At 54.1% G+C, this 24,500-nt stretch carries 23 protein-coding genes and 3 riboswitches; of the genes, 17 read left to right on the forward strand and 6 right to left on the reverse strand.

The genetic code is table 11. The features are described from left to right. Nucleotides 1-106: 106 nt before the first annotated feature. The 5 genes from PYK22_RS10175 (at nucleotide 107) to PYK22_RS10195 (ending at nucleotide 4,556) form a co-directional block, all read left to right on the forward strand. Nucleotides 107-1,546 carry a dicarboxylate/amino acid:cation symporter gene (locus PYK22_RS10175; RefSeq protein ID WP_099606186.1) on the forward strand — a complete coding sequence of 480 codons (1,440 nt, stop codon included), beginning with the start codon at nucleotides 107-109 and terminating at the stop codon, nucleotides 1,544-1,546. 197 nt (nucleotides 1,547-1,743) lie between these two features. Then, nucleotides 1,744-2,475, forward strand: a complete 732-nt coding sequence (locus PYK22_RS10180) for a rhomboid family intramembrane serine protease (RefSeq protein WP_060635550.1) — start codon at nucleotides 1,744-1,746, stop codon at nucleotides 2,473-2,475. Nucleotides 2,476-2,648: 173 nt separating this feature from the next. After that, entirely contained in the window at nucleotides 2,649-3,626 is a 978-nt protein-coding gene (locus PYK22_RS10185; protein WP_041977289.1) for an arabinan endo-1,5-alpha-L-arabinosidase, read from the forward strand. 144 nt (nucleotides 3,627-3,770) lie between these two features. Continuing rightward, nucleotides 3,771-4,214 carry a preQ(1) synthase gene (queF, locus tag PYK22_RS10190; RefSeq protein WP_211197673.1) on the forward strand — a complete coding sequence of 148 codons (444 nt, stop codon included), beginning with the start codon at nucleotides 3,771-3,773 and terminating at the stop codon, nucleotides 4,212-4,214. Nucleotides 4,215-4,340: 126 nt separating this feature from the next. Next, complete coding sequence (locus tag PYK22_RS10195; RefSeq protein ID WP_041976870.1) at nucleotides 4,341-4,556, forward strand: hypothetical protein; 216 nt, start codon at nucleotides 4,341-4,343, stop codon at nucleotides 4,554-4,556. Nucleotides 4,557-4,668: 112 nt separating this feature from the next. Here the strand turns inward: PYK22_RS10195 and PYK22_RS10200 are convergent, their stop codons facing one another. The 6 genes from PYK22_RS10200 to PYK22_RS17610 form a co-directional block, all read right to left on the reverse strand. Continuing rightward, entirely contained in the window at nucleotides 4,669-5,007 is a 339-nt protein-coding gene (locus PYK22_RS10200) for a hypothetical protein (RefSeq protein WP_157770817.1), read from the reverse strand. 88 nt (nucleotides 5,008-5,095) lie between these two features. Beyond that, nucleotides 5,096-6,799, reverse strand: coding sequence for a dynamin family protein (locus PYK22_RS10205; protein WP_157770818.1), 1,704 nt, complete (start codon nucleotides 6,797-6,799; stop codon nucleotides 5,096-5,098). 22 nt (nucleotides 6,800-6,821) lie between these two features. After that, entirely contained in the window at nucleotides 6,822-7,541 is a 720-nt protein-coding gene (locus tag PYK22_RS17310; protein ID WP_083437774.1) for a DUF190 domain-containing protein, read from the reverse strand. Beyond that, a complete protein-coding gene (locus PYK22_RS10215; RefSeq protein ID WP_157770819.1) occupies nucleotides 7,534-7,863 on the reverse strand; it encodes a DUF190 domain-containing protein in 330 nt (109 codons plus the stop codon). Before PYK22_RS10215 ends, PYK22_RS17310 begins: the two co-directional genes overlap by 8 nt. Before the next feature lie 74 nt (nucleotides 7,864-7,937). Then, nucleotides 7,938-8,483, reverse strand: a complete 546-nt coding sequence (gene crcB / locus PYK22_RS10220) for a fluoride efflux transporter CrcB (RefSeq protein WP_162199837.1) — start codon at nucleotides 8,481-8,483, stop codon at nucleotides 7,938-7,940. Nucleotides 8,484-8,517: 34 nt separating this feature from the next. After that, nucleotides 8,518-8,591: riboswitch (Fluoride riboswitch) on the reverse strand. A 168-nt stretch (nucleotides 8,592-8,759) separates the two neighbouring features. After that, nucleotides 8,760-8,912, reverse strand: coding sequence for a hypothetical protein (locus PYK22_RS17610; protein ID WP_157770820.1), 153 nt, complete (start codon nucleotides 8,910-8,912; stop codon nucleotides 8,760-8,762). Between the two features lie 1,476 nt (nucleotides 8,913-10,388). Here PYK22_RS17610 and PYK22_RS10225 point away from each other — a divergent pair. The 12 genes from PYK22_RS10225 to PYK22_RS10290 all read left to right on the forward strand — a co-directional run bounded on the left by PYK22_RS10225 (nucleotide 10,389) and on the right by PYK22_RS10290 (nucleotide 24,499). Continuing rightward, the gene (locus tag PYK22_RS10225) at nucleotides 10,389-12,710 is read left to right on the forward strand and encodes a DUF6531 domain-containing protein (RefSeq protein WP_041976881.1); all 2,322 of its coding nucleotides are present in this window, start codon (nucleotides 10,389-10,391) and stop codon (nucleotides 12,708-12,710) included. A gap of 101 nt (nucleotides 12,711-12,811) precedes the next feature. Beyond that, complete coding sequence (locus PYK22_RS10230; RefSeq protein ID WP_041976883.1) at nucleotides 12,812-13,207, forward strand: hypothetical protein; 396 nt, start codon at nucleotides 12,812-12,814, stop codon at nucleotides 13,205-13,207. Next, on the forward strand, nucleotides 13,200-13,379 hold the full coding sequence (locus PYK22_RS10235) for a hypothetical protein (RefSeq protein ID WP_041976885.1): 180 nt from the start codon (nucleotides 13,200-13,202) through the stop codon (nucleotides 13,377-13,379). The genes PYK22_RS10230 and PYK22_RS10235 overlap by 8 nt, the downstream gene beginning before the upstream one ends. Nucleotides 13,380-14,085: 706 nt before the next feature. Next, nucleotides 14,086-14,493 (forward strand): hypothetical protein, encoded by a 408-nt coding sequence (locus PYK22_RS10240; RefSeq protein WP_041976887.1) that lies wholly within the window; start codon nucleotides 14,086-14,088, stop codon nucleotides 14,491-14,493. A gap of 134 nt (nucleotides 14,494-14,627) precedes the next feature. Then, on the forward strand, nucleotides 14,628-15,002 hold the full coding sequence (locus tag PYK22_RS10245) for a hypothetical protein (RefSeq protein WP_157770822.1): 375 nt from the start codon (nucleotides 14,628-14,630) through the stop codon (nucleotides 15,000-15,002). A 909-nt stretch (nucleotides 15,003-15,911) separates the two neighbouring features. Beyond that, the gene (locus PYK22_RS10255) at nucleotides 15,912-16,169 is read left to right on the forward strand and encodes a hypothetical protein (protein WP_041976894.1); all 258 of its coding nucleotides are present in this window, start codon (nucleotides 15,912-15,914) and stop codon (nucleotides 16,167-16,169) included. 1,212 nt (nucleotides 16,170-17,381) lie between these two features. Further along, a complete protein-coding gene (locus PYK22_RS16730) occupies nucleotides 17,382-17,774 on the forward strand; it encodes a TlpA family protein disulfide reductase (protein ID WP_157770823.1) in 393 nt (130 codons plus the stop codon). 353 nt (nucleotides 17,775-18,127) lie between these two features. Next, nucleotides 18,128-18,195: riboswitch (Fluoride riboswitch) on the forward strand. A 57-nt stretch (nucleotides 18,196-18,252) separates the two neighbouring features. Further along, nucleotides 18,253-19,455 carry a cation:proton antiporter gene (locus PYK22_RS10270; RefSeq protein ID WP_041976898.1) on the forward strand — a complete coding sequence of 401 codons (1,203 nt, stop codon included), beginning with the start codon at nucleotides 18,253-18,255 and terminating at the stop codon, nucleotides 19,453-19,455. A gap of 11 nt (nucleotides 19,456-19,466) precedes the next feature. Then, nucleotides 19,467-19,883 carry a universal stress protein gene (locus PYK22_RS10275; protein WP_041976902.1) on the forward strand — a complete coding sequence of 139 codons (417 nt, stop codon included), beginning with the start codon at nucleotides 19,467-19,469 and terminating at the stop codon, nucleotides 19,881-19,883. 87 nt (nucleotides 19,884-19,970) lie between these two features. After that, nucleotides 19,971-20,036, forward strand: a riboswitch (Fluoride riboswitch). Nucleotides 20,037-20,137: 101 nt separating this feature from the next. Further along, entirely contained in the window at nucleotides 20,138-23,107 is a 2,970-nt protein-coding gene (locus PYK22_RS16735) for a nitric oxide reductase activation protein NorD (RefSeq protein WP_157770824.1), read from the forward strand. Between the two features lie 52 nt (nucleotides 23,108-23,159). Beyond that, nucleotides 23,160-24,041, forward strand: a complete 882-nt coding sequence (locus PYK22_RS10285; protein WP_041976904.1) for a hypothetical protein — start codon at nucleotides 23,160-23,162, stop codon at nucleotides 24,039-24,041. A gap of 29 nt (nucleotides 24,042-24,070) precedes the next feature. After that, nucleotides 24,071-24,499, forward strand: coding sequence for a hypothetical protein (locus PYK22_RS10290; RefSeq protein ID WP_041976907.1), 429 nt, complete (start codon nucleotides 24,071-24,073; stop codon nucleotides 24,497-24,499). Nucleotide 24,500 lies beyond the last annotated feature (1 nt).

The following is a 24,500-nucleotide window of genomic DNA, read 5'->3' on the forward strand; positions in this document are numbered from 1 at the left end:
GCGGGATGGGGCGCGATGTTATCAATGCCATCGCCTCCGGCTAAAAGTTCGGTCATGGCTTTACCGCGATAATCTCCTTAGAGCTTTGTAGGAAAGGGCGACGTAGATGAACGAAAGATCGCCAAAGGGCGTTGCGCCTGACGCATTTGAGCGCGAGGTAATCACGGATCTCGATGAGAAGACTCCCGATCAGCCTAAGGGAATGCCGCTTCATCAACGCATCTTGATCGGGTTGTTGAGCGGAGCGGCTCTCGGCGTTGGCGTCAACCTCGCGTTCGGCGGGAACGATTCACGAGTGGTTTGGGTCGTCGCGAACGTCACTGAGCCGGTGGGGCAGTTGTTCCTGCGTCTGCTTTTGATGATCGTCGTCCCGCTCGTCTTCTCATCGCTGGTCGTGGGCGTCGCTGGGATCGGCGATATTCGCAAACTGGGGCGCATCGGATTGAAATCCTTCGCCTATACTTTCGTGATCTCTGCCATCTCGGTCGCCATCGGGTTGACTCTGGCGAACACGATCAGGCCGGGCGAGCGCATTTCTGAGCAGACGGCGGCGGCGTTAGAGCAACGTTACGGTTCGGATGCCGTCAAGCGCGTCGAAGAGGCGAAGCGGGCCGAAACGGCGACCGATTCGGTGCCATTACAGGTGATCAAATCTATCGTCCCGACCAATCCGATCAGCGCGATCGCCAGCGAGACGCCGAACATGCTTCATCTGATGTTCTTCGCTCTGATGCTCGGCATCGCCTTGACTTTGGTTACGGAGCAGACGGCGGCGCCGCTCATACATGTGCTGCAGAGCCTTTATGAAGTATCGGCCAAGATCATCGACATCGTGATGAAGCTCGCCCCGTTCGCCGTCGCCTGTTTGCTCTTCAATAACGCGGCGCGATTCGGGCTCGATCTATTGGGCGCGCTCGCGTGGTTCGTCGTCACCGTGTTGGTCGGTTTGGCGATCCACATGTTCGGCGTCTACTCTTTGTCGGTCTATCTTTTGTCTCGCATATCGCCGTTAGAATTCTTCCGCCGCATCAAGACCGTGATGATCACGGCCTTTTCGACCAGTTCTTCCAACGCGACGTTGCCGACGGCGCTGCGCGTTTCTGAAGAGAATCTCGGCGTACCGCGCGAGATCAATAGTTTCGTCTTGACCGTCGGCGCGACGGCCAATCAGAACGGCACGGCGCTCTATGAAGGGGTGACGGTGCTCTTCTTGGCGCAGCTGGCTGGTGTTGATCTTTCGCTCGGGCAACAGATCATGGTCGCTTATCTTGCGATCCTGGGCGGCATCGGTACAGCGGGCGTGCCTTCTGGCTCTATCCCGTTCATCGTTCTTGTGCTGGCGAACATCGGAGTCAATCCGGCGTTGATCGCCATCATCATCGGCGTAGACCGCATCTTGGACATGTGCCGCACGACGCTCAACGTCACAGGCGATATTACGGCGGCGACCTACGTCGCCCGTTCGGAGGGCTATCGTTTGTTAGAAGAGAGCGGCGAGACCGGGCAGGAACTTGAAGCCGTTGTCGCCGAGCGCGGAGCCGATTGAGGGCGCGAGGGGTAGCAGAGTCCGTGTTGATCGAGGTGGGCGGCTCAATGCGTCGCCAGGCTCCAAGTGCGAAGGGCAGCAGAGTCCGTGTTAAGATTAGTTGCGCTGATGCCCGGTGGAAAGTACGAGCGTTCGCTTCGCGAGTTGTAAAGGCGCTGAAAGCTCGGGGAAAGCTTTGTGAGGATTAGGAGCGTTTCATGATTCTACCGATCGGAGACGATAACACTGGACGCCGGAGCACGCCTTACGTCAATTATCTGATCATCGCTTTGAACGTGCTCGTTTTCGTCTTCTTGCAAGGGCTCGGGACGAACGAGCGGTTCACCTATGCTTTCTCAACCGTGCCTCAAGAGATCATTTCCGGGCACGACATCGGGAGACCTGTCAGAATCGTTGACCCGATCAGCGGAGCGACGGCCATCATCAGACTCCAGCCTACGCCCGTCTCCGTCTATCTGACGCTGATCACTTCGATGTTCATGCACGGCGGCATCGCGCACCTTTTGGGCAACATGCTATTTCTCTGGATCTTCGGCGATAACGTCGAGGATGATCTGGGACACGGGCGGTATCTCATCTTCTACTTGCTGTGCGGTGTGTTGGCTTCGTTGGCGCACGTCTTTTCGACCGTGGCTTTCGGCGGCAACCCCTATATCCCCAGTCTCGGCGCTTCGGGGGCGATCTCCGGCGTGCTCGGCGCATATCTGGTACTTCATCCGCAAAGGCGCGTGATGGTCATCATGTTGCGCGTGCTTACCGAAGTTCCGGCCATTGTGGCGATCGGTTTGTGGTTCCTGTTTCAGCTCATCAGCGGGCTTGGCATGCTCGGCGAGGGATCACAAGTCGGCGGCGTCGCCTATGCCGCGCACATCGGCGGATTCATTGCTGGTCTGATTCTGGTTAACGTCTTCGCGCGAAGAAGGCGCTAGTCTATGGGAAGGCCCAGCGCCCAAGCGGCGATCGGTTCGGAGTGGCGCTTTGGGGCGAGTGGATCGAGAGATTCCGCACAGGTCTTATGTCTTCCGACGATCGTCTCACCGCCGCTCGAATTTTGGGCATGATTGGATCATCGCTGCTCGCCTCGGTGTTAATCTTGACTCTTATGCCGAAAGCTCATCTGGGCCAGAGCGTCCAGAGCGCGAGGGGCGATTACGTCCATGATCCTTCGATGATCCGCGCGGGAGACACCTTTTACGTCTTCTCAACCGGCGATCCATCGGGGATCATCGGCGATGGCAACATTCAGATTCGCAGTTCGACGGATCTACGCCATTGGCGATATCTGGGCACCATCTTCGAGCGAAAACCCGCTTGGATCTCGCGGAAGGTGAGGAGTTTGTGGGCGCCCGATGTTTCCTACTATCGTGGAAGGTATCAGGTCTACTACTCAGCCTCGATCTTCGGCACGAACGATTCGGCCATCGGACTGGCGACGAATGAGACCTTGGACCCGAACAGCCCGCGCTATAGATGGGTGGATCGAGGTGTCGTCATTCGCTCGACGCCTGCCGATGATTGGAACGCGATCGATCCGAGCTTCACGGTCGATGCCGATGGACAGCCGTGGCTCGTGTTCGGATCGTTCTGGTCTGGGATCAAGATGGTCAAACTGAATCCTGAGACGGGAAAGCTCGCGGAGATGCCTCCGCGCCTTTACTCTCTCGCGTATCGTCCGGACCCGCCGCATGCCATCGAAGCGCCGAGTCTGATCTACCGCAAACCTTATTACTATCTGTTCGTTTCCTTCGATTTCTGCTGTCGGCGCATGCGAAGCACATATAACATCCGCGTGGGGAGGGCGAAGAGCATCACCGGCCCATATCTCGATGGATCGGGCAAGCCGATGATGCAGGGCGGTGGTACGCTCATCTTGAGCAGCAGTGGCGAGATGATCGGTCCGGGCGGTCAAGCGATCTATCGCGATGGTGATACTTACTATTTGGTCCACCATTTCTACGACGCTTCCGACAGCGGAAGGGCGAAGCTGCAGATCCATCGGCTTCTGTGGACATCCGATGGTTGGCCGCGGGTCGGACCGGCCATTATCTCCTATGATGAACTGCGCCAATCGGAGCCTTAAAACCCGCGCGCTGAGCAGCGATCGAGGTGAAGTCCGGATGCGTTCTGTTCAAGTCCGCCCGCCGTCCGTGTTAAGATATGATCTCATTCTAAAAGAAGAGCCAAGAGACAGCGTGAGTCCTGATCTCGAAAGGAGGGGAAGCCGATGAAGGTGACGACGGAAGGAATGGTTCTACCGCCGCCAAACTGGCAGGGCTTGGACATTCGTTCGACGCCGCGTGAAGAGATGAATCTTTACCCGCTCGACACTTTCCCTTACGAGTTCGTCGGGCGCGAGATACGCATTCATTTCGAGATCCCGGAATTCACTTGCATCTGTCCGTTCTCGGATTTCCCTGATTTTGCGACGATCCGCATTGAGTACGTGCCTAACGAGCGGTGCATCGAACTGAAGAGCTTGAAGCTTTACATCAATTCGTTCCGTCAGGTGAAGATCTTCCACGAACACGTCGTCAACGTGATTTTGGAGGATTTCGTGCGCGCCTGTGACCCTCTGCGGGTCGAGATCGAGGGCGACTTCAACGTGCGCGGCAACATCAAGACGATCGTGCGTGCTAGCTACCAACGGCCACAGCAAGCGGATAAATAACAAATGGCGGAGTTGAGATGAGCAGCTGAATCCGAACCCTTCGTCTATCGCCCATCATCGGGAACGGTAGCGATTCAAAGGCCCTGTTAGAGATTTCAGCCTCTTCATCTAATGTTATCGGATTATATGATCACGCTGATAATCGTTCTCATCTTGGCCATCGTTGCGATCGGTGCGTTGCTCGTATGGCGGGCGATTCGCTTCGCCATACGGCTTGCGCTCATCGGTCTCATCCTGTTTGCGATGATCGTCGGCGCATTGGTCTGGTGGTACAACGTGAAAGATGCCGAGCCGACAAAGAAGAACACCTCGCCAGCGCAGCGGATGCGCTCAACTCATTAACCACGGGCGGCATGTTGCGCAAGGGGCAGTGGTGTCCGTCAGAGGATGAGCGATAGAGTGTCGTTTGCGAGTTTCGTCCGGTGCAACGACCCGACCCTTCCTGAATGATCCTTCAGGCCGATGAGGCGAGCGATCTGATCCGATCGACGATCTCGATCAACGCTTCTATCTCTGAGTCGAGCGCGTGGATAAGCTCATCCGAAACTTCGCCGAACCCTTTGAGTCTAGCGGCGCGCGAGTTTTCCAGGATGGTCCATAGGATACCGAAGTGTCCCGCCAAACGCTGTCTGAGATCCTCCTTTTGTACAGTCAACTCGAAGCGGTCGCGCAGTCGTTCGATGCAAGCCCGCGCTTCGGCGAAAAGAGCGAGGATCGCCTGCGTTCGCTCCGAAGAGAGATCATTTTCGATCCGGAACATCGCTCCATCCGGCATCCCCCTTACAAGCAACATCTCAGTTTCGGATAATTGCCGGTCGAGCGCGGCAAGCCGCGTAGAGAGCGCGCGCCGTTGATCGTCATTGAGAAGTCTGGAAAACCCTTTAGCCTGAGAGCCCATCCTTCTCCACCATCGTCAAAGAGATCGCATCATCGCCAGCTTGCGCGATTTGAAACTGAACGAGGGACGAATCTATGCGCTCGATATCGACCTTGATCTGTGGCGCTTCCGCGCTCTCGGTTGAAGCGAGGCGTTCGACGGTCGTTATGAGTTCATCTAATCGTCTCTCTGACTCGCGCTCGATCTGCATGAGCGCGGCGTTGATGCTGTCGGTCCATTGCGAAGCAAGCCGCGAAAGGTTCTTCTCGACCATGTAGGGTATTTTGCTCGCGAAATGGCGTTTTACGAACCCTTTCACTAAGCTCATCGGGATGATCGGCGAGAGCGTCTCCCAATTTCTGTCGAATATCTTGCCGATGTGTAGATCTGGCTCTTTCGGTTCCGCAAGCGTGGTCTCGACCTCAGTCGTACGCAGAGGAACGCCATAGGCGCGCATCGTTTTCTCCGCGAGCCGGTCCCTGAACTCTTGCCTAAGGCGGAACATCTGCTTCTCGAACTTCTGGACGAAAGAGAGCAGCGCAGCGCGTTCTGATCCTGAAATCTCATACAGTTCTCGCCTGAGCGTTTGGCGTAACCAAGCGTTAAATGATCCGAGCGCGTGGCTCAAGCTTCTTGTCCAATGCGGGAATTCAGCTTCCAGCGCTTCGAGTAGCTGCGCCTCTAGCTTCGTTTTATATGCGTTTAATCTCGCAAATACCGTATCGCGCGTTGCGCGTGTAGCATGCTGCATCAACAATCGCATTTGGGTTCGCATCTCATCCGCCGCTTCTCGCCCACCGAGGATTTCACTCTTCAATTCCTCGCGCGTTGAATCGAGCGTTTCGGCGGCGGAGAGCGCAAGCGTCAGATAGCTGCGACACTCGCCGAGCAACGTCATGACCTTTTGCGCGAGCGCACGCGTACGTTTCCGTTCGAAATCATCGAGCGTTTCGCGCCGCAAGAACTCTGCGAACTCAGCTTTGAGTCTCTCATACCCGCAGCGCACCGAATAGGGAAGGATAACTGGTGCCGAGCCGAAAGCGCGCGTAAGTCGCTCGCGCATAAAGGCGAGCACCTCATCCCGTTCCGCATCGTTTAGCAGATCTACCTTCGTCAACAAAATCGCGATGTGCGGCGTATATCGGCGCACGGTTTGAATGAGCGTAAGATCGTTCTGCGAGAGAGGGTGATCAGCGCTTATGGCGATGAGTGCAAGTCCGACGTGTGGGAGCCACTTGAGCGTCTCTTCCGTATTATGCGAAAGCGCGCTTTCTAATCCTGGGGTATCGACAAAACGTAGTCCGCGGAATCTTTCGAGTCCGGGAAGTTCGAGGACGAGACGCGAAACGCGCTTCACATTGTCAGGATTCTCGCTTTCGGCGATGAAGCTGCGGATGGTTGCGATTGGGATATCTTCGCTTTGCCCGTCGAGAAAATGAACGGTCGCGCGTTCCTTCGGTCCGTCACGCATCTCTGTGACGATCGCCGTCACTGGGATCACGCCGACGGGAAGAAGATCGCGGCCAACGAGGTCGTTGAGAAGACTGCTCTTCCCAGCCTTGAACCGTCCGATGACGGCGACGCTGATCTCAGCCTGCGCTGCAATCATGCGACAGATCGCCAGAAGCGGAAGCAGTGAAGCGATCTGTCGCCGTTCGATGATCTCCGCCGCGACATCGAGCGTTTGCTTGATTCGTTCCCTCTCCATCGGCATTCGACGCAAGATCGAGTCAATCTTTCGATCCGGCTTCGGGAGAGTGTGTGTATTTGATGATCTCGACGTCGGAGAGCACGACCAACCCTTCATCCACCATCTCATCGAGAATCGGCAAAATGCGGCGTATCTTCTCCTCCGTATCGACAACGGTGATCATGATCGGCAAATCTCTCGACAACCCGAGCCAACCTGAACGATGCACACGTTGTGTCGCTCCGTAGCCCATCAATCCACGGTAAACGGTCGCGCCGGCGATATCCATCATGCGAAGCTTTTTGACGATCGCTTCATAGAGCGGTTCGCCTCCCCAGCGATCGTCTTCGCCGATGTAGATACGCACCATTTTGGCTTGGCCTTCGAGCTTTTCATGTTTCATCTTCTGCTGCTCCTTCGCCGATTTTTCCGCCATCGTGTGTTTGATGACTTCCGTATCTTGGACTTCGATCAATCCGTGCTCGACCATCTCGTAGATCCAAGGGAGGAGAGCCTCGATCTTCTGCGCCGAATCGACAGCTTCGATCCTCATCGGCACGTCGTCCGCGATGCCGAAAAGATGTGCTTCATGAAGCTTGCCGCTTGCGCCATAACCGGCGACGGCGCGCGTCACGGTCGCTCCGGCGCAACCGTGGCGATGAAGGAATCTGACGATCGCTTCGTAAGTCGGCTCGCCTTGATAATGTTGCGTGGCGTTGACGTAAACGACGAGTTTCTTAGCTGGTCCCCTTTCAAGCATCGGCGCGTTCCCCCTTTCTTTTCAGGATCACGGTCGTCGGTTGCAGTTGCACGAGCCCATGCTGGCCTAAAATCTCTGCGATGCGTTCGGCAGCGACTCGCAATCGTTCTCCATCATCGACCGCCTCGATGACGATCGGCAAATTCTCCATCGTCACCTCATTTAACGTCGAATGGATGGTCCGATTGATCCCGTATCCCATCACGCCTTTCTCTACGGTCGCGCCCGTGATGTTCATCTCGCGCAAAGTTTTGAGTGCGAGTTCGCAAAGCGTGTGATGTGCGCGCCGCTCGTCGCCTCCGATGAACACGGTCAGTTTCATCGCTTTCCGCCTTCGGCGCTCGACATCATCGCGTGTTGTCGATCTCGGTGCGACCTCGTTCTCACTCTTAAGTTTCATGATCGTTCTTTCGGTTCGACGCTTTCGCGCCCTCCATTCAAATTGGCCATTTCCAGCTCATCCATCACAGGCACGCCGCTTATCGCTTGGGTCGATCGCTCCGTTTCGATGATGCTGTTTAGCAGAGGCGCTTGCGCCATCCAGCGCGCTGCGAAGATGCCGCCCCAGACGGCCATCAAGCCGACGGCGAAACTCAAGGTGACGTAGAAGAATGCGTGGAGAAAGTCTCGATCCTCGATCAATCGCGCCGTCTCATACTCGAACGTCGAAAAGGTCGTGTAGGCGCCGACGAAGCCGACGGCAATGAGCAATCGCAGATGTGGGTTGACTATGAAATGTTCAGTCACGAGCGTCAGAAAGAAACCGATGATGAACGAGCCGCTGATGTTGATGATGAATGTTGCTGTCGGAAATGGGGCGGCGACGCGCGATAGGACCGAGCCGCTCAAGTAGTAACGTAAGATCGCTCCGAAAGCTCCACCGATAGCCACCATCAAATACTTCGTGAAGGTATCCACTCGACTCTCTCCTAGAAATCGCATGATTCCAGAAATACGAAAACTCCTTTTCAAGCGCGCTTGAAAAGGAGTCATCAATCTCGATCTGGCGACCGAGATGGTTATACGGCGAACTCCATCGCCCCGAATTTTCGCTCCATAATTTTTAGACGGTGAGGCGGAAATGTCAATGGGAAGCGAAACCTGACCGCTTATCAGTTTTGAGAAGACATCAGCCACTTGAATAGCCTGATGCGCGGTGGCGGTAAGTGCTGGCGCACGAACTTCTCTGTGAGTCGCACCTTTGCAGTTACCTAATGCTCATTTCATCTGCCAATAGTAAGCGCCGATCCGCACCAGCGAGAGTCGTCCCCCTTTCTGCTTACACTTCAAGCGCACGGCGGGTTCTTCCCGTTCAACTGCACTGCCGACTGTTGTCCATAGCAAGATGGCGACGCCGACGAGCATAAACATGCGTTCGACAAACTCCGCTTTTGTCGACTGTCTCTACTTCAACTTCAGCCTGAAACGCACGCCCTTCGTATCTCGGAACTGTTCTTCAATCTCCATGGTCATCAAGCCCGGCAATTCTATTGGTTAAGTTAAGTTCGTTGCCGACCATCCTCTCTTTTTTGCATGCCTGTTTCACACGCCAATGATTCGCACCTGCACAAACTCATCTACTCTAGACCACTCCAAAGTCACGATGAGAGCCGCGTTTGAGCTTGATGTGCTTGAGAATTTGTGCTCGCTCAGGCAGATGCACCGTCACATCACCTTGCCGCCGGACAACAAAATCCTGCGCCAATGCAAGCAACTTCCCCAGCCATGCGACACGATGACAGCCTCTATCGCATAACCAGACTGCTCGCACTTGCGCAAGGCGTAAGAACACATCGCCGCAGGAAGATCTCTTCCCATCTGTGACCGCGCCAGTTGTCACAGGCTGAGGCGGCAACGGGAGTAGCCCGTGTGCCGACACACACTGAGGCGCTGAGCACGGAAAACCGGTCTTGCCACGCCGTCCAGTCCAGCTGGAGTCAAGAGGCTGCCAGAGGTCCTTTCGTCTCTACCAACCGTCAGACATCAGCATGTTCGCTCTCAAGGGATTACGTTTCCGCACATCAGCGCGGGTCGTGCCAGCAGGCGTCGCATCTGTTGCGGTCAACAGCCAGGTGTCGAACCGAGTGTGACGTCCAAAGCGGTAGAGGCGCGTTAATGCCGAGCCAAACTGCACTTGCGTTAAGCACACCGGCGAGCGGCGAAACTAGAGGCTTGAGCAGCCTGACAGAGAGCGGCAATCAGCGCGGCGCAGGTTGATGCAAGCGAGCGGCGGAAGGGTCTTCACAAAGAAGCAAGGATGGGGCAAGTTCGCAACGGGTTCATGGCTCTGTCTCCGGTAAAAGTAGTGGCTTGGCAACTTTACTTTTACCACAGACCTTGAAACCTTCTTATTCTTGCCTCAAAACTGATAAGCGGTCAGGGTAAAGAACCTATTGACAGGAAGGGGGACCCGGAATAGAATCTGCGCCGTCGTTGCTAGCCTCACATTTCTGGAGAGTCGCTGGGAATAGGTAGCCTCCCTCGCGCGGATGGCGCAGGCTGGCAGGGACACAAGAGAAAAGAAGATCGCGCTTTGGCCGTGTGGTCGGCTACACGCGCGTTTGCAACGGTAGAGTTCTACGATTCTTCGGTTGTTCAAAGCAGCCGACCTCACCTAGCGGAGGATTCTATGTTGCGAAAGTCAGTGCGTCGTTTCCTTGCGTGTTTGGTTAGTCTTTCCATGATCTTGCTTTCCGTCGGCGTTGGTCCAGTAACTTACGCCCCCCCCGCAAACTGAGTGCCAAAGATAAGGCAAGCGCTTCGAAAAGGCCGTGCTCGCCGTGTTCTTTGGGTGCACAGCAGACCACACCTGAAGATCAAACTCTTGCTTCGCTGGAAGCATTGGCGGTGTTGGGGCGGCGCACACAACCCGCTCCGTTGCTGACCACCGTCAGGACGGCGTTTGAAGGAGCACGAGTCAATTTTGTCAGCACGGCGCGCGGCGATCTGGCATTCTCGATCATCGATCTGCAAATTCAAGGGGCGATGCCGCTCTTCTTCCAACGGGTTTACACGAGCGACGGCGAAGATCGGGGGATGGGACTCGGTTGGTCGTTCGGTTTCGATGATCGAATCTCGGTTCAAGGCGATCGCGCCGTGATGAAGACCGGCGGCGGCGCGACGTTGAACTTCGTGCGACAAAACGGCGCCCGCTTCGTGCTCGAAAGACCGGAGCCAGGGCAGCATCAAGCTTTCGATCTGCTCGAGGGAAAGATCACTGAAGAGATCGCCGATTTGCCTGGCTTGGTGCGAACCTACCTTCCAGCAGGCGGCGAGTATCTTTTGACCGAGGTCGCCGATGCGAACGGCAATCGGATAACGATCAATCGGGACGCAAACGGTCGCATCCTCTCGCTTGAAACCGGAGGTGCGAGGATCGATTTCGAATGGTCTTGGGGGCTGACTGGGCATTTGATGTCGGTCAGAGACCACGCGGGAAGGCGGGTTTCATTCCGGTATAGCAACAGGCTTCTGAGCAGCGTCATCGATGCCGCCGGTGCAGAGTGGAGATACAAGTATCAGGCGAATCGTCTGACGCGAGTGGTCGATCCCGAAGGGCGAACAGTGTTGAAAGCAAGGTACGATGCCTTGTCGGGGCGCGTTCTGCAGACAAGCGATGCTGTGTCGGTCTACGATTACAAGTACGACAACAACGGTCCCGCTCCATCGCGGCGAACGTTGGTGACCGATCCGCTTGGCGTGCAGCAGGTTTACGAGCACACGGCGGATGGATTGCTCATCAGGGTGAGCGACGCGGATGGGGAGATCATGCGCGTCGAGTACAGTCAAACCAACCGTCCGGTGCGATTGGTGGATAGCGCTGGGAACGAGACGCAAATCGCTTACGACGCGCAGAACAGGATCATCCGGCAGAGGATATCGGATGGAACCGAGAAAACTTTTTCCTACGATGCGCGCGGTCGCTTGGTGAGCAAGGCACAAGGATCCGTGCGCATCGACTACGTGCTAGACGACAAAGCGAACGTCATCGAAACGCGCAGCACCGATGCGAGCGTGAACTACCGAGCGCGCTACGACGAGCGCGGGCGGCTCGTTTCGCTGACCGCCAGCAGTGGGCGAACCTACGGCTTTGAGTACGACTCGTTGGGCAACGAGCGGGCGTTCATCGACCCACAACTCGGACGCTTCACAACAGAGCGAGACGCGCTGGGCCGCATGGTGGCCGATCGTTTGCCATCCGGTTTAACGTTCAACTACGAATACGATGCGCGCGGCTGGTTGGTCAGGGAGCGCGATTCGCAAGGTCGTGCCGTGGCATTGGAACGAGATGCAAGCGGCATGGTGAAGAAGCTGACCACAGCGCAAGGAGCTTGGGTTGCTGCCGAGCGCGACGAAGCCGGGCGAATCATCAAGCTGACTAACTCGGCAGGCATGACACGGCGGTTCCGCTACGATGGACGCGGTGCCTTGACCGAGTACGTGGATGCGCGCGGGAGGGTGAAGCGGATGGAGTATGATCGGCGAGGGCGGTTGAAAGCCATCTCGGACGATCAAGGAAACCGTGTGACGGTCGAACGCGATCAGAGCGGGAAGATCACGCGGCTTGCGATGAACGATGGCCGTCGCTATCGAATCGAGCGCGGCGCTGATGGTCACGCTGTTGCGATCAAGCCGGAGGGCGGCGAGGTTAGGTTCGAGCGGGCGAGCTACGCGAAGAGACCAACGCTGCAGGATCTCACATGGTGGGACTGCATGTTCTCCCCGTGGCAAGATGGCTGGAGCAGTTGGTACCAGCCGCTCTACGATATGGGATACGATTTCGTCTACGATTGTTCTGATCCATTCGGCTGGGGCCTGGGTGGCGACTACTTGGGCGATCCGTTCGCAGGTGGGCCCTGTGAGACTAGAGAGCAGTGTGAGCGGCGAAAACGAGATTACTGTAATCAAATGTATGAGTGTGGTTGGGACGCTGGAACGAGGATAGTCGGAGGCATGGCATTCGGTACAACTGGGTGTGCGATAGCGGCTGGGTTTTCTGGGCCTGGAGCTCTCGGGGTATTGGGGACATGTGAACTGGGTGTGTTGTTTGGTTCAGCAGGCATGGCAGGCGTGGAATACGTGTTGTGCGTGCGGAGTCGCCAACTCTGTTTGAGCAGTGTAGGTGAAGAATGTATGGACAAGCCAGATGTGTGCCCACCGCGGCAGTAATTTCTTACATGAGACCAGTCTCCAATCAAAAAGTTAACTGGAGACTGGTCTCTAACTCGAGCAAATTGCGGACCAAGGTAACTTAACGGAGGTAATTAACGATGAGGATCTATTTCTTCGGACTTATGTTTGCTACTTCATTGTTAGCAATCGTGGCTGCCGTCAGTGCGCTCACGAAAAAGGATGAGCTCGGTCGAGCAAAAATCAAGTTTTTGTTGTCACTAGTCGCCGCTATCTTCATTAATTTTCTGTGGGCAGTTATACCAAAAAGGATGCCATTTCGCGAGATGGAAATAGATCCAACATTGGTTTCCTCGCCTAGGCTTCTCGAGCAATATTTGTACGAGACGCACAAGACTCTGGAGCGGACCCTCGAAGTGCTTGACCTTACCATGACGTGTCTCGCACTGTCGTCTATAGCGTTTTTCTCATACAAATTCGGTCTTTATTGGACGCTCAGAAAAGAGCGCAAAGCGAAGGAAAAGCTCAATGACTAATGTGCTTGATGATTTGGTCGCTCAGCATAACTGTTCTTGGCAAGCCACGGTGTTTGAGGGGATGGAAGCTGAGGTTGAGAAGCAAATTGTCAATGATGAATTAGGGGAAAAGATTGAGATGCTTCTATCTCTTGGATGTATGTCGGAAAAAGAGGAGACCCCTTTGCTGTAGCGGGAGATGCTATCAGTGGCATGTTGATGATGAGTATTTGCACCGTTGGTTGATGTGCGGAGCAATTGGTACCAGCCGCTCTACGATATGGGATACGATTTCGTCTACGATTGTTCCGATCCATTCGGCTGGGGCTTTGGTGGCGGCAGTTGGTGGGGAAGCGGCATCGGCGGCTACTGGGGCGATCCGTTCGCAGGTGGGCCCTGTGAGACTAGAGAGCAGTGTGAGAATCGAATCAGGGCAGAAGCGGATAGAGTGTACCAAAACTGTATAAATCAGATAGCCTTTAGCGGCGTAATGACCATAATCCAGTTCCAGGTTACTGCCTGTAGAGTAACCCTGGCGGCAGGGGCAGTAGGTGGTCCAGAGGCTAGGATCGGAGCCGGGCTATTACTCGATGTTGGTCTCACCTTGGGAGCCATACTTGATTGGTGCCGCCAAGTTGGAAACTGTATTGACCAGCAGGATCAAGTCTTAGCCCGATTGGTTGAGTGTCAAGGCAAACCGGAAAGATGCCCCTAGATAGATTTGGGAAGTTCAAAAGTAGACTCACGATTGGCGATATGAATCGCCAATCGTGAGTCTCATAGCGAAAACTATGTGCTATGTATAGAGCTTCCAAAGCAAGAGCAATCTTGTCGCTCTCGTGAAGCGGAGCATAGAATTCGATTTATGCAAGCCATTTCTTGGTAATTGAGGTGAAAGTATGGGTTCCACTAAATGGATCTATGTTCCTCTCATCATTTCGCTCGTAGCCCACTTTGCTTTTTTTCTCTATACCGCTTCGAAGAAAGAGGTCGATCCCTTCCAAAGACGGATCAAGTGTAGCGAGATTGCCGTCTCTTCCATCATGTTTGCTTGCCTTATCTTCTTGTTTTCGCTTCCGAGCGCGGCAGCTTTTGAGGCGTTTGGTAAGTATGCTTATGATGTTGAAACCGTGAGGGATCCGCAACGATTGGCGGAAATCCTACGAGAACATAATCTCTACATTGCTAGAACAATAGAGGTACTGCGTTTAATGATCTACTGCTTTGTTTTCCCGCTGTTAACCACTCTTCTCGCTTTGTTGAACATGATCGGGCTTCTTTATAGAAAGGGAAAAGGTGAAAAGTGATTCTGAACGATCAATTCAAGATAGGAATCGCAGATGGAGTAATAACTTTGCAGTTTTGCGCGAATATAGCTGATATGAATCTGGACGGGCCGATAGGAGATATATGTAGATTCTCTGATTAGTGGAGGGCAATCGTGTTAGAAAAAGTTTTGATTGGCCTTACTGTTTCGTTGGTTCTTTATTCGGTCGGTATGATTCGCTATCTTATTCCCTACTTTTTCCAAACAGAGATCGTCAAGCCAAACCGATTAATGAAGCTTTTCAATGTCTCTTTGATTGTGGCGGTGATAAGCTTGGTGGTCCTTTGGGTCGCGATAAATGTACTGCTAGGGAGACTAGAGGATTGCTTGGTTCTCAATCGGCCTGATTCCATTTCTGAAGTGGATTACTGGATCCGGGTGAAAATGATTTTCAATCTAGCAGTCTTCGCGTATCTCGATTTTATTGCCCTAACACTCTTTATGATCATCAGAGTTCTCAGGACATCGTGGACGGAAAAAATTAAATAATCTCTGTGAGATTGCATGCTTGAGATTGTACGTTCGATCCGTGTGAGAAGTGTACCTTCTCGCAACGCCTCAGCTTTAGCGACAGAGATCATGTCTTTAATATTGTTTTTCTTCAAGTTAAAGAGGATGGAAAAGATAAGGCAAGGAACGCCGAAGAGATTTGAGCACTGAGTCACTGTATACAAACATAAAAAAGAAGCGTTTCGAGCGCTAGTCTGTTTCTGCCAAAATGGAGACATTGCGTGACGCAAAACTAGCTATTTGTTGTTCCAACTCTTCGAAGGTTTCCTCGTGAAGGGAAGCAAGACAATCGGTTAGCAAGTACTCAAAGAGCGTTGGATAAGTATTCACGACGCAATTAATCTTGGTTATGGTGAGGAGCCAAACTCTCCTCACCTAGCCAAAGGAGGATAGTTCTATGAAGAGTGACATTCAACCCTTCACCAGGATTCTTTGGGTCTGGGTGGGAGCTTTTATTGGATGGTTGTTAGGGGTCGGCTTTGACGGAAGCGCAGAAAAGATGCGGGATGTTATCTTCTTCATCAAACTCGCGTTACTTGCATGCATTCTGAATTATCTTTTCATAAGGTATAAAGGAAAGAGTTGAATGGTTCAGGCTTGCTATTGTTTTAGAAACATCGAACTTTAGCTCTTACGCGCTACTGGATAAGGATCAGTCGTGTATAAATCGGAGTCTGGGAAATTAGGCGGCATGAACGCCTATGACAGATAAAGAGAAGCCATCTTAAAAAAACACGGGGTAGTTGCTAAGTGATCGGAAAAACCAAGGAGATTGTCTGCCCTGATGGCGTTGAGGTGGTTATTACGAGGTTAGGAAATAAGATCCCTCGTCTACTGAAGCATAACGATCAAACACATCGGTGAGATAGAATAAAAAGGAGCGTAATTATGAAGGATTGGATTATTTTCAACACCCTATCCATCAGAACTCTTCTGGGAATGACAGTTATCTTTTGGTTGGCGATGTTGGTGTTGATTAGTTTGCGTGGGAGAGAGCATAAATGGTTGAAGCGATTTTTGATCATCTTGTTATTCTTCAATTGGTTATCAGTAATGATTTCCCCCACGCTGCTCGGTGACAAGATCTTTGCTACGCTTCTACTGCTTACAACGATCATATTTGCAAAGCGCAGAGCTGAAGTTTGAAAGTCATTTCTTTAGTCGTTAGGCATCGATGGGGCACCGTGTGCCTCGCTCTATAGACGGAAGCGATCGATGTGACATAGGAGACGACAGAGATGGCTACAACATAGATCTTGCTACTCATCATCGGTACGGGTGAACTAATATGGGCTTTTCACATACGGGCCAAAGAAAAAGAACAAACTTAAAAGGGCTACCAAGGCGATATTGATGCTCACAAAGGGGCTGCAAGCCAGTTTCCTTGTTTTGTTCGCTTCGTTGCCGCAGGCTTCTATCCTAGGTAGCTTCGGGAAACCTCTATCGGCTTTTGATATGCAAGATCCGCAGAGGTTGTTGGAATATCTCCAATTGTACAACGAGTCGTTGGTTCAAACCATCAACGTAATGCGCATTTTGATCATTCTGCTGTTGTTCGGACTTGGAGGAGTGCTCGGTATATGCTACTGAGCGCTCAGAGATATGCAAGTCGTTCTGAAGGATGAGGCAGTGGAAAAGAAAACAGGTTGAGAGCGTCTCGACTAGACTGTCTCAAAAGATGCATGTCTCAATCAGATCCTCAGACTTGCGATGCTAGATAGAATTCCGGCTACAGTTTACAATTGCACGGACCCATTCGGCTGGGGCTTTGGTGGCGGCAGTTGGTGGGGAAGCGGCATCGGCGGCTACTTGGGCGATCCATTCGCGGAAGGGCCCTGTGAGACTAGAGAGCAGTGTAGGAAGAGAGTTCTTCGAGGGAAGCGCAGCAGGCGCTGTTTATGATTGCGCTGATCCGTTCTTCCTTGGGCGGTGCCGCGCTTGAGTGAGGTGGGGGAACCGATCGCGAATTGGTTTACGCCATATTCAGCCGTGACATGACAACTAAGAATGCTGACACGCGCTTAACTGAAAGAGGGTTGACGTGAAGAGACGTGGCTGTTGAAAGACGGATGCGCGAACCAGGCGACGACTCATCGATAGTAGAACCTAGAAGGCTTGAAGGGCTTTTCAAGAGACGCTTCGGCTGACGTTATCGTTGAAATGCTCGCAATGTTTACGTTATTTTGCTGATCGACGGTATGAGCTGAAACGCGGCGTCTACGATCGCAAGCTGTTGCGCCGTCTACTATTTTGCTGATCGACGGTATAGACTGAAACCCTAGATAGTTGGGGGCGACTATGTCACGTCTCTTTCGATTTGGAGCGAAAGTTTTCAATATCAACTTCTGGAGTTTCCTTTTGGGCATCTGCGTAGGCGTGACGCTTTGCGTCGTCGGTTTCCTCAGCCTAGCTATTCTGGGCATGTTGTTGGCCGTTTACGCGCCGGGGCGGATTGCGCCTCCGACGGTGAGCAAGGTGACGCCGAGTCATGATTCCTATCCGCCGCCCCGCTTGCCTATGATAAGGCGAGCTGACTACAGCTGGAAGGTCAGTTCGCTAGATGGGCGTGAGCTGGATTTAGCCGGATTTCGAGGTAAGGTCATTTTTCTCAACGTATGGGCGACGTGGTGTCCGCCTTGTGTCAATGAGATGCCGAGCATCGAGCGTTTGTACGAGCAGGTGAAGGATGAAGGGATTGTTTTCATCTGCGCTTCTGCGGAGGATCGGGAAACGGTCCGTCGTTTCGTTTAGGAGCACGGTTACAAGCTGCCAATCTACACTTTCGCGGGGGAGCCGCCGGAAGTTTTTCGCGCCGAAGCAGTACCAACGACGTTCATCATCGCGCCAGATGGGACGATCAATCATGCGTTGAATTCCTAACAAGGCTTTTGACTGAAGGTGGCGAGAAACACTAGGGTTCTGTTATTAACGATATCTTGTTCGTTCCCAGGCATTGTCACCTAAGGTTAGGGCATCCAGCGCTCTTGATTGTTAACAATATCAGGCTCGCTCGTCTTATTGCTCTCTATGAAGTTACGCAGCGAGGCGGGAATGTCCATAAGGGCGCGGGTATTGACACGTTCACCAGTGACGCGAAATAATAATCGCGAAAAGGCGATGGAGTTCGCCTAAGAAGCGTCCAAGAATTTGGACTGATGACTCCTGCATCGTGAAAGCGGTGTGGGAGTTTTTATTTTGGGCCAGATGTCGATCGCAGGAGGTCTAGAATATGGCTCAAGTATGGTTTCTCGCCTCCATTTGGGTTGGGCTGGCTTTGATTGCCGTACTGCTTGCCATAAAGCTACGCATTTCGACGGCGCTTTCTGAAATCATCGTCGGCACGGTCGCACAGCTCGTCATCGGAGCGACGATCGGCGCGACCTTTCTTGGCGCGCAGCAACCGTGGATCACTTTTCTCGCTGGCGCGGGGGCCATCGTGCTGACGTTTTTGGCCGGAGCGGAATTGGATCCCGAAGTCATCACTTCGCGTTGGAAGGAGACGGCGATCATCGGGCTGGCGGGTTTCTTCGCTCCCTTTCTCGGGTGCGCAGCCATCGCGCGCTATCTCCTTCACTGGCCCACGAGGCCTTCATGGTTGGTCGGAGTCGCCCTCTCGACGACTTCCGTGGCCGTCGTTTATGCCGTCATGTTAGAGCTCGGATTGAATCACACTTCATTTGGCAAGACCATCCTCGCGGCTTGTTTCGTGAACGATCTGGGCACGGTCATCGCGCTCGGTCTGATCTTCGCGCCATTCACGCTGAGGACAGCGATCTTTGTCATCATCTCCATCATCGTCTTCGCGATTTTGCCGTGGCTGACGCCGCGTTTCTTCCGCCGCTACAGCAATCGAGTTTCGGAGCTCGAGGCGAAATATCTGCTCTTTCTCCTCTTCGGCATGGGCGGATTAGCGGCGTGGGCGGAGAGCGAAGCGGTTCTACCGGCCTATCTGATCGGGATGGTGTTGGCGGGCACGGTAGGCAAGGACCATGTTTTGATACGACGATTGCGGACTTTGACCTTCGGTCTATTGACGCCTTTCTACTTCATTCGCGCTGGTTCTTTCGTGTCGATCCCCGCCCTGCTCAGCGCGCCACTTACATTCATCATCCTGTTTCTGGCGAAATCTCTGACGAAGTTCATCGGAGTGTTTCCCACAACGAAGATCTATCGCTACGGTAAGGAGGAAGGGATTTACACGACGCTTCTGATGTCAACGGGACTGACTTTCGGAACGATCTCCGCGCTTTTCGGTCTTTCGCATGGCATCATAGATCAAGCGCAATACTCCTACATCGTGGCGACGGTGATCGCCAGCGCTGTCGTGCCGACCATGATCGGCAACGCTTTCTTCCTTCCGAGACATCTTCTGCCGACGATGTCGGAATCGGAGCGCGAACCGGAAGTCGTCGGTTCATCAACCACGCTTTGAGGAGGTGCGAGATGTTACAGCGAATTCTTGTCGCCTTTGATGGTTCGGAGCAATCACGCAAAGCTTTCGATCTCGGGCTTGAGATCGCTGACAGGTTTCGGGCGAAGCTGCTGGTCGTCAGCGTCATTCAACTGCCTGAGCCAGCCACCTCAGTCGAGATCGCCGAGTTGCTGGATCGTGAACAAGAGCATCTGTTAGGCGAGATGGCCCATTTGCGGAAGCGAGCTGAAGAGTTCGGCATCGAGCTCGAAACGCATATCGCTGCAGGGCACCCGGCTGAACAGATCATTCGCTATGCCGAAGATTGTCGGGCTGACATGATCATCATGGGACGACGCGGAAGGACGCGCGTTACGCGATGGATCTTAGGTTCGATTTCTGAAAGAGTTTTACGTTACGCGCATTGCCCTGTAACCGTCATCAAATAGAGAGCAAGATCGCGCCGCATGGGGAACGATCGGGGGCGAAGGAATATGGATTGCGTCGCTCGGATCGAGCGATTTAAAATGAAGGTAAAAGTTCAGGGTGATGGAGTCCACCATCAACCACTGCGATCGGCAGTTGATGACTCCTATTTCGAAGCTTAACTGGGTTTCGGAAAGGAGTTCTTCTTTTGCGTCAATCGGAAAGAGCACAAAGACTCGATCCTCCGCGCGAAACTGTTCCGCCTCAGAACTTCGCTGTGAAAGAGTGGTTCGCGCACATCGCCGCCAAACGTGAGCGGATAGAATGTTGGCAACGTGCAGCGTGCGGTTGGTCGCAGATTTCATTCCATTCGTTCGATTCGGCCTTGGATTTCCTCCGCGCTTTTCGGCGCATCTTGCTCCGGCTCAATCCGGCAGATTCCATCCGTTGGATTGACTGTAGCGTCAGACTAGCGCGTGTCGATGCCTCGTTGGCCGCGGAATTCTTCCGCATGGGCACGGACGTCATCCTTCACGCGCCATCTTCGCTGCGTTCTCACCTTCTCGCGCTATGCATCAACGTGACGCAGATCTATGGCCGCGATGCGATGCTCGATTGCCTGCGCGCGGCCATGGCCATTACGGAAGGGTCGAGCGATCAGGATGTGAGTGCGCGATTGATCGAAGTGGCGCTCAAACTCAGCTACGGGTCGCTCGGCTACTGTTGCGCGTTCCTGCAACAGGCAACGAGAACTATTCGGCAATGGGAGGCGAAAGGTGAAGCTCACAAAAGCTTCTCGCTTCATTTGCTCGACTTCGTCGGGCGATTGCCAGTAAAGCTCGCCGTGGATCTGTTTGAGGCTTCCTTACCATTGCTCGAGCGTGCGGAGACTGGAAGCCCGCTCGCGGTGACGCTCGGCGAACGGTTGATACAACACACGGAAAGATTCATCGCCGTTGATGATGACGGTGCGGTTCGCTTCTTCATCTGTGGCGCGAAGCTTGCTCGGCTCGAAGATGTAACTTTGATCGATAAGTGGGCGGCGCTTTGCGATCGATTCGCCAATGTCGAAGGCGCGGCTTTCCACAATTTCACGACGCTGGCTGAAGGAGCGACCGAAAACTTAGTTGCGCTCGCTTTGACGCATGGTAGCGAGGGGAAGGCGGCGGTTATGGCTGCGCTCGACAGCGCCCAGCTTGTCGCCGAGCGCAGCATAGTTGCGGCGAGCAAGTGTTACGAGATGAGTTCGGCTTTGCTCGCGCGGCTGTCAATTGACGCTTATCGTGATTGGGTGAAGCGCGGACTCGCCTCATTTGCCGAAAGCAACAAGCTCATCGCTTATTTCGCTGCGGAATCGCGCGCCAGTCAGAAGGCGATCGCCGAGACCTCCGATACGTTACGGTTAGAAGATGTGCTGCCTGTGCTCAAGCGGTATATCAGTATGTTAACCGGAAAAGAACTCCCTCTCATTGCGAGACCGCAGAAGTGCGATTTGCTCGAACCGGAGTCGGATGAAACGATCGGTTTGCCACCGACAATCGTCGGCTTAGGGAGCGCAGAAGAGCGATTTAGATACTACAAGGTGCTCGCCGCGCAGCGAGCTGGCCAGATCGAATTCGGCACCCATGAGATGGAAACGGAGCGGTTGCGCGCGCTTGGTTTGGAACTGTGCCGTAGATTCGCTCATCGCCCGCCTGCTTCTTTGAATGGTGAGACGGATTGGCGCACGCTCATCAATATCTTTCCGCAAACAGCGCTTGCGCGGCGCCTCTTCATAATCCTCGAGAATGCACGCATCGAGCATCTCCTGCGTGTGCGCTATCGCGGGTTGCGTCGTGATTTGGATTGGGCACAAACGCTTCCGAAGCGTGCACGTCCGCTGGACCAATACATTTTGAAATATGAGCCGTTTCTCGAACTGCTTTTCGTCGAGGCGCTCGGCTCGGGAGCGAGAGGCGTTCTCGATGAAGAGAAGCGCGCATGGACGGAGAAAGTAAGGGCAGTGCTAGCCGCTTATGTGCGCAAGGATGGGGCGAACGTCGCCGACACGATCCGCGCTTGCTTGGAGCTTTACGAATATCTCGATCCCGAAGATCCAGAAAATGCTCTGCACTGGGAGAACGAGCGGCGTCGAGACGTATCGCCGAGGTCCGAAAAAGGGAAGGGAATGGAAGATGTAGAAGGACAAGATGGCATCGGAGAAATGCTGAGATTTGAAGGTCGGAGAGGAGATGCTGGGCAGATTCGCGCACGACCGTTAGCTCAGGCTGCTTGGGGCGCACCAGCCACAGACTTGCAGGTCGGCGCTGCGATGGGAGGCGTCGCTCAGCCGCTCGACGATGTGCGTTTGCCTAACGCCTTTTACTACGACGAATGGGATGCGCGTATTGGCGATTACCGCCCACGTTGGTGTCGTGTGATCGAGCGCGAATGGCGAGCGGATGACCGCAATTTCGTGAAGCGCGCGCGTGCCGAGTACGCGGGATTAATCAAACAAGTGCGCAACCGTTTTCAACTCCTACGGCCCGTCGGGTTAAGGCGCGTGCGCGGGCAGGTTGATGGAGACGAGATCGATCTTGAAGCGGCGATTGAATATGTCGTCGACCATCGCGCGCATCGCACCCCATCGGATCGAATCTATGTCGAACGGCAGCGCCGCGAACGCGAAACGGCGGTCTGTTTCCTCCTCGATATGTCCGGTTCGACGAGCGCGCGCATCGCGGCAAACAAGCGCGTACTCGACGTGGAGAAGGAGGCTTTGCTGCTGATGAGCGAAGCGCTCGAGGCACTCGGCGACGCTTATGCCATCTACGGCTTTTCGAGCAATGGGCGGACTAGCATCTCCTTTTACCGGTTCAAGGATTTCGATGAGCCCTACAGTGAATTGATAGCCGATCGCATTGGCGGAGCGAAGTGGCTAGCCAACACGCGGCTCGGCGCTGCGATTCGGCATGCGACGCGGCGATTAAACGAACAATCTGTGGCGACGCGTTTGCTCATCATTTTGAGCGACGCGCAGCCGACCGATGACGAATATAGCGATGCGCACTACGCGCGCGAAGATACGCGCGTCGCTTTGACGGAGGCACGTGCTAGCGGCGTCTTCCCTTTTTGCATCGCCTTTGATCTCAGGGGCGATACGCAACTTGATGAAATGTTCGGAAGGAACGGTTACTCGATCATTCAAGATACCCTTCGGTTGCCGGAGAAGATGCCGGATATTTATCGTCGTTTGACAACGCGATGAAATCGAGAGGATTGAGCAAGGTCGCACACGCCGCGGTCTCCGAGGGAAGCTGATGGTTAAAGTCGATCAATTCGCGTTGCGGATCCGCGAGCCAAAAGATGTGCCCGCGCCGCTTCTGGCCTTCTATGAAAAGGCGCGCGCGGATGATCTTGATGGCTATGTCGTCTATGCCCCACCCATCACCGATCCACCCGCGCGCCATCGCCAGGTGCCCGCTGGACATCTGCTCATGATAGGCGATGATCGTTTGCGCATCGCCATTGATCGTGGTGTGGTGGAAGAAGTCGAGATACCGTTTGCCGACCTGATCTTCGCCGAGATCGGAGAAGCTTTGCTCTTTTCGTGGATGAGGCTCGGTTTCGGGCGGCATACGAGTCGTGAAATCAAAATACCTTTCAATACGGTCGGCATCGAACTCTTCAGGCAGGCGCTGTTTTCGATACGAAAAGCGCTCGATGTGAGCCCCGATAGAGCACGTGATTCGCACGCCGATCCGTCAAGGCTGCCGTTCAAATTTCAAAGCGAGCTTCGCCGCTGGTTGCTCGAAGGCGAGCAGATATTCGAGCTGGCGTTTCAACCGGAGATCCGCACACATCGTTTCATCGTCTTCGCGCGACAATTGGCGCCGCCGACTCTTCTTGCCCTGACAGATCGCCAGTTCTTCTGCGTCACAGAGGAGCCGCCGGTAGCGCGCGAGCGACTGAGCAAATATTCATCCGTTTATGTCTATTGCCCGCTTCCGCGTTTGGAATCATTGGCACTCGAAGCGGACGGAGCGCGAAGGGAGTTGCCCGAAGTTCGAATCGGTCTCGTCAACGATCGAGCGCGTGTTCGGTTCACTGTGAAGGTCGGCAGCGATTGCTTGGCGCAATTTGCGCTCTTCTGTCGAAACGTCATGGGATCTGTGGAGAAAAGCGCGTGCGAAAGGCGTTGAAGCGGCGCATGGCTCGATCAAGCTGAGCGATGGAGATAAGCGAGGCACATAAGCTGCATATCGGCGTCATCCTGCGGAACCTCGAACGAGATCTGATCGCTTTCGAGAAGGACGCGGGGAAAGAGGCTTTTCCGGCGCGTTTGACGGTTTACATCGATCGAATTCCGCCAGTCGCGGAGATTTTTGAGCTTGTAGCTTCGATGCGGCGCGAGATCGAAAACGTCGCGGATGAGTTTGAGTTGCCGCCGTACGCGGAAAGCACCATTCGCGCGTTCTTGGGGCGTTTGCACGTGAGGGTTGTCAGCATCGGCGAACTGAGGCCTTGTGCATTGCGCGCCGCTGGCGAACTGGAACCAGAGTTCGCCAAATATATCGAAGCGAAGGCGGATCGCCTCGAAACGCTTTTGCGGCGGTTGATCGCGCTTTTGGAAGAACAAGCCCGGAAAAATCGTGCGTAGA

The sequence above is a fragment of the Pyrinomonas methylaliphatogenes genome (assembly GCF_000820845.2).
GTDB lineage: Bacteria > Acidobacteriota > Blastocatellia > Pyrinomonadales > Pyrinomonadaceae > Pyrinomonas > Pyrinomonas methylaliphatogenes.

What these genes read in the sequence shown, in the direction of transcription:
- PYK22_RS10175 (WP_099606186.1), top strand. Translation starts at nt 107, where the DNA reads ATGAACGAAAGATCGCCAAAGGGCGTTGCGCCTGACGCATTTGAGCGC.
- PYK22_RS10180 (WP_060635550.1), top strand. Translation starts at nt 1,744, where the DNA reads ATGATTCTACCGATCGGAGACGATAACACTGGACGCCGGAGCACGCCT.
- PYK22_RS10185 (WP_041977289.1), top strand. Translation starts at nt 2,649, where the DNA reads ATGCCGAAAGCTCATCTGGGCCAGAGCGTCCAGAGCGCGAGGGGCGAT.
- queF (WP_211197673.1), top strand. Translation starts at nt 3,771, where the DNA reads ATGAAGGTGACGACGGAAGGAATGGTTCTACCGCCGCCAAACTGGCAG.
- PYK22_RS10195 (WP_041976870.1), top strand. Translation starts at nt 4,341, where the DNA reads ATGATCACGCTGATAATCGTTCTCATCTTGGCCATCGTTGCGATCGGT.
- PYK22_RS10200 (WP_157770817.1), bottom strand. Translation starts at nt 5,007, where the DNA reads ATGTTGCTTGTAAGGGGGATGCCGGATGGAGCGATGTTCCGGATCGAA.
- PYK22_RS10205 (WP_157770818.1), bottom strand. Translation starts at nt 6,799, where the DNA reads ATGGAGAGGGAACGAATCAAGCAAACGCTCGATGTCGCGGCGGAGATC.
- PYK22_RS17310 (WP_083437774.1), bottom strand. Translation starts at nt 7,541, where the DNA reads ATGCTTGAAAGGGGACCAGCTAAGAAACTCGTCGTTTACGTCAACGCC.
- PYK22_RS10215 (WP_157770819.1), bottom strand. Translation starts at nt 7,863, where the DNA reads ATGAAACTGACCGTGTTCATCGGAGGCGACGAGCGGCGCGCACATCAC.
- crcB (WP_162199837.1), bottom strand. Translation starts at nt 8,483, where the DNA reads ATGCGATTTCTAGGAGAGAGTCGAGTGGATACCTTCACGAAGTATTTG.
- PYK22_RS17610 (WP_157770820.1), bottom strand. Translation starts at nt 8,912, where the DNA reads ATGTTTATGCTCGTCGGCGTCGCCATCTTGCTATGGACAACAGTCGGC.
- PYK22_RS10230 (WP_041976883.1), top strand. Translation starts at nt 12,812, where the DNA reads ATGAGGATCTATTTCTTCGGACTTATGTTTGCTACTTCATTGTTAGCA.
- PYK22_RS10235 (WP_041976885.1), top strand. Translation starts at nt 13,200, where the DNA reads ATGACTAATGTGCTTGATGATTTGGTCGCTCAGCATAACTGTTCTTGG.
- PYK22_RS10240 (WP_041976887.1), top strand. Translation starts at nt 14,086, where the DNA reads ATGGGTTCCACTAAATGGATCTATGTTCCTCTCATCATTTCGCTCGTA.
- PYK22_RS10255 (WP_041976894.1), top strand. Translation starts at nt 15,912, where the DNA reads ATGAAGGATTGGATTATTTTCAACACCCTATCCATCAGAACTCTTCTG.
- PYK22_RS10270 (WP_041976898.1), top strand. Translation starts at nt 18,253, where the DNA reads ATGGCTCAAGTATGGTTTCTCGCCTCCATTTGGGTTGGGCTGGCTTTG.
- PYK22_RS10275 (WP_041976902.1), top strand. Translation starts at nt 19,467, where the DNA reads ATGTTACAGCGAATTCTTGTCGCCTTTGATGGTTCGGAGCAATCACGC.
- PYK22_RS10285 (WP_041976904.1), top strand. Translation starts at nt 23,160, where the DNA reads ATGGTTAAAGTCGATCAATTCGCGTTGCGGATCCGCGAGCCAAAAGAT.
- PYK22_RS10290 (WP_041976907.1), top strand. Translation starts at nt 24,071, where the DNA reads ATGGAGATAAGCGAGGCACATAAGCTGCATATCGGCGTCATCCTGCGG.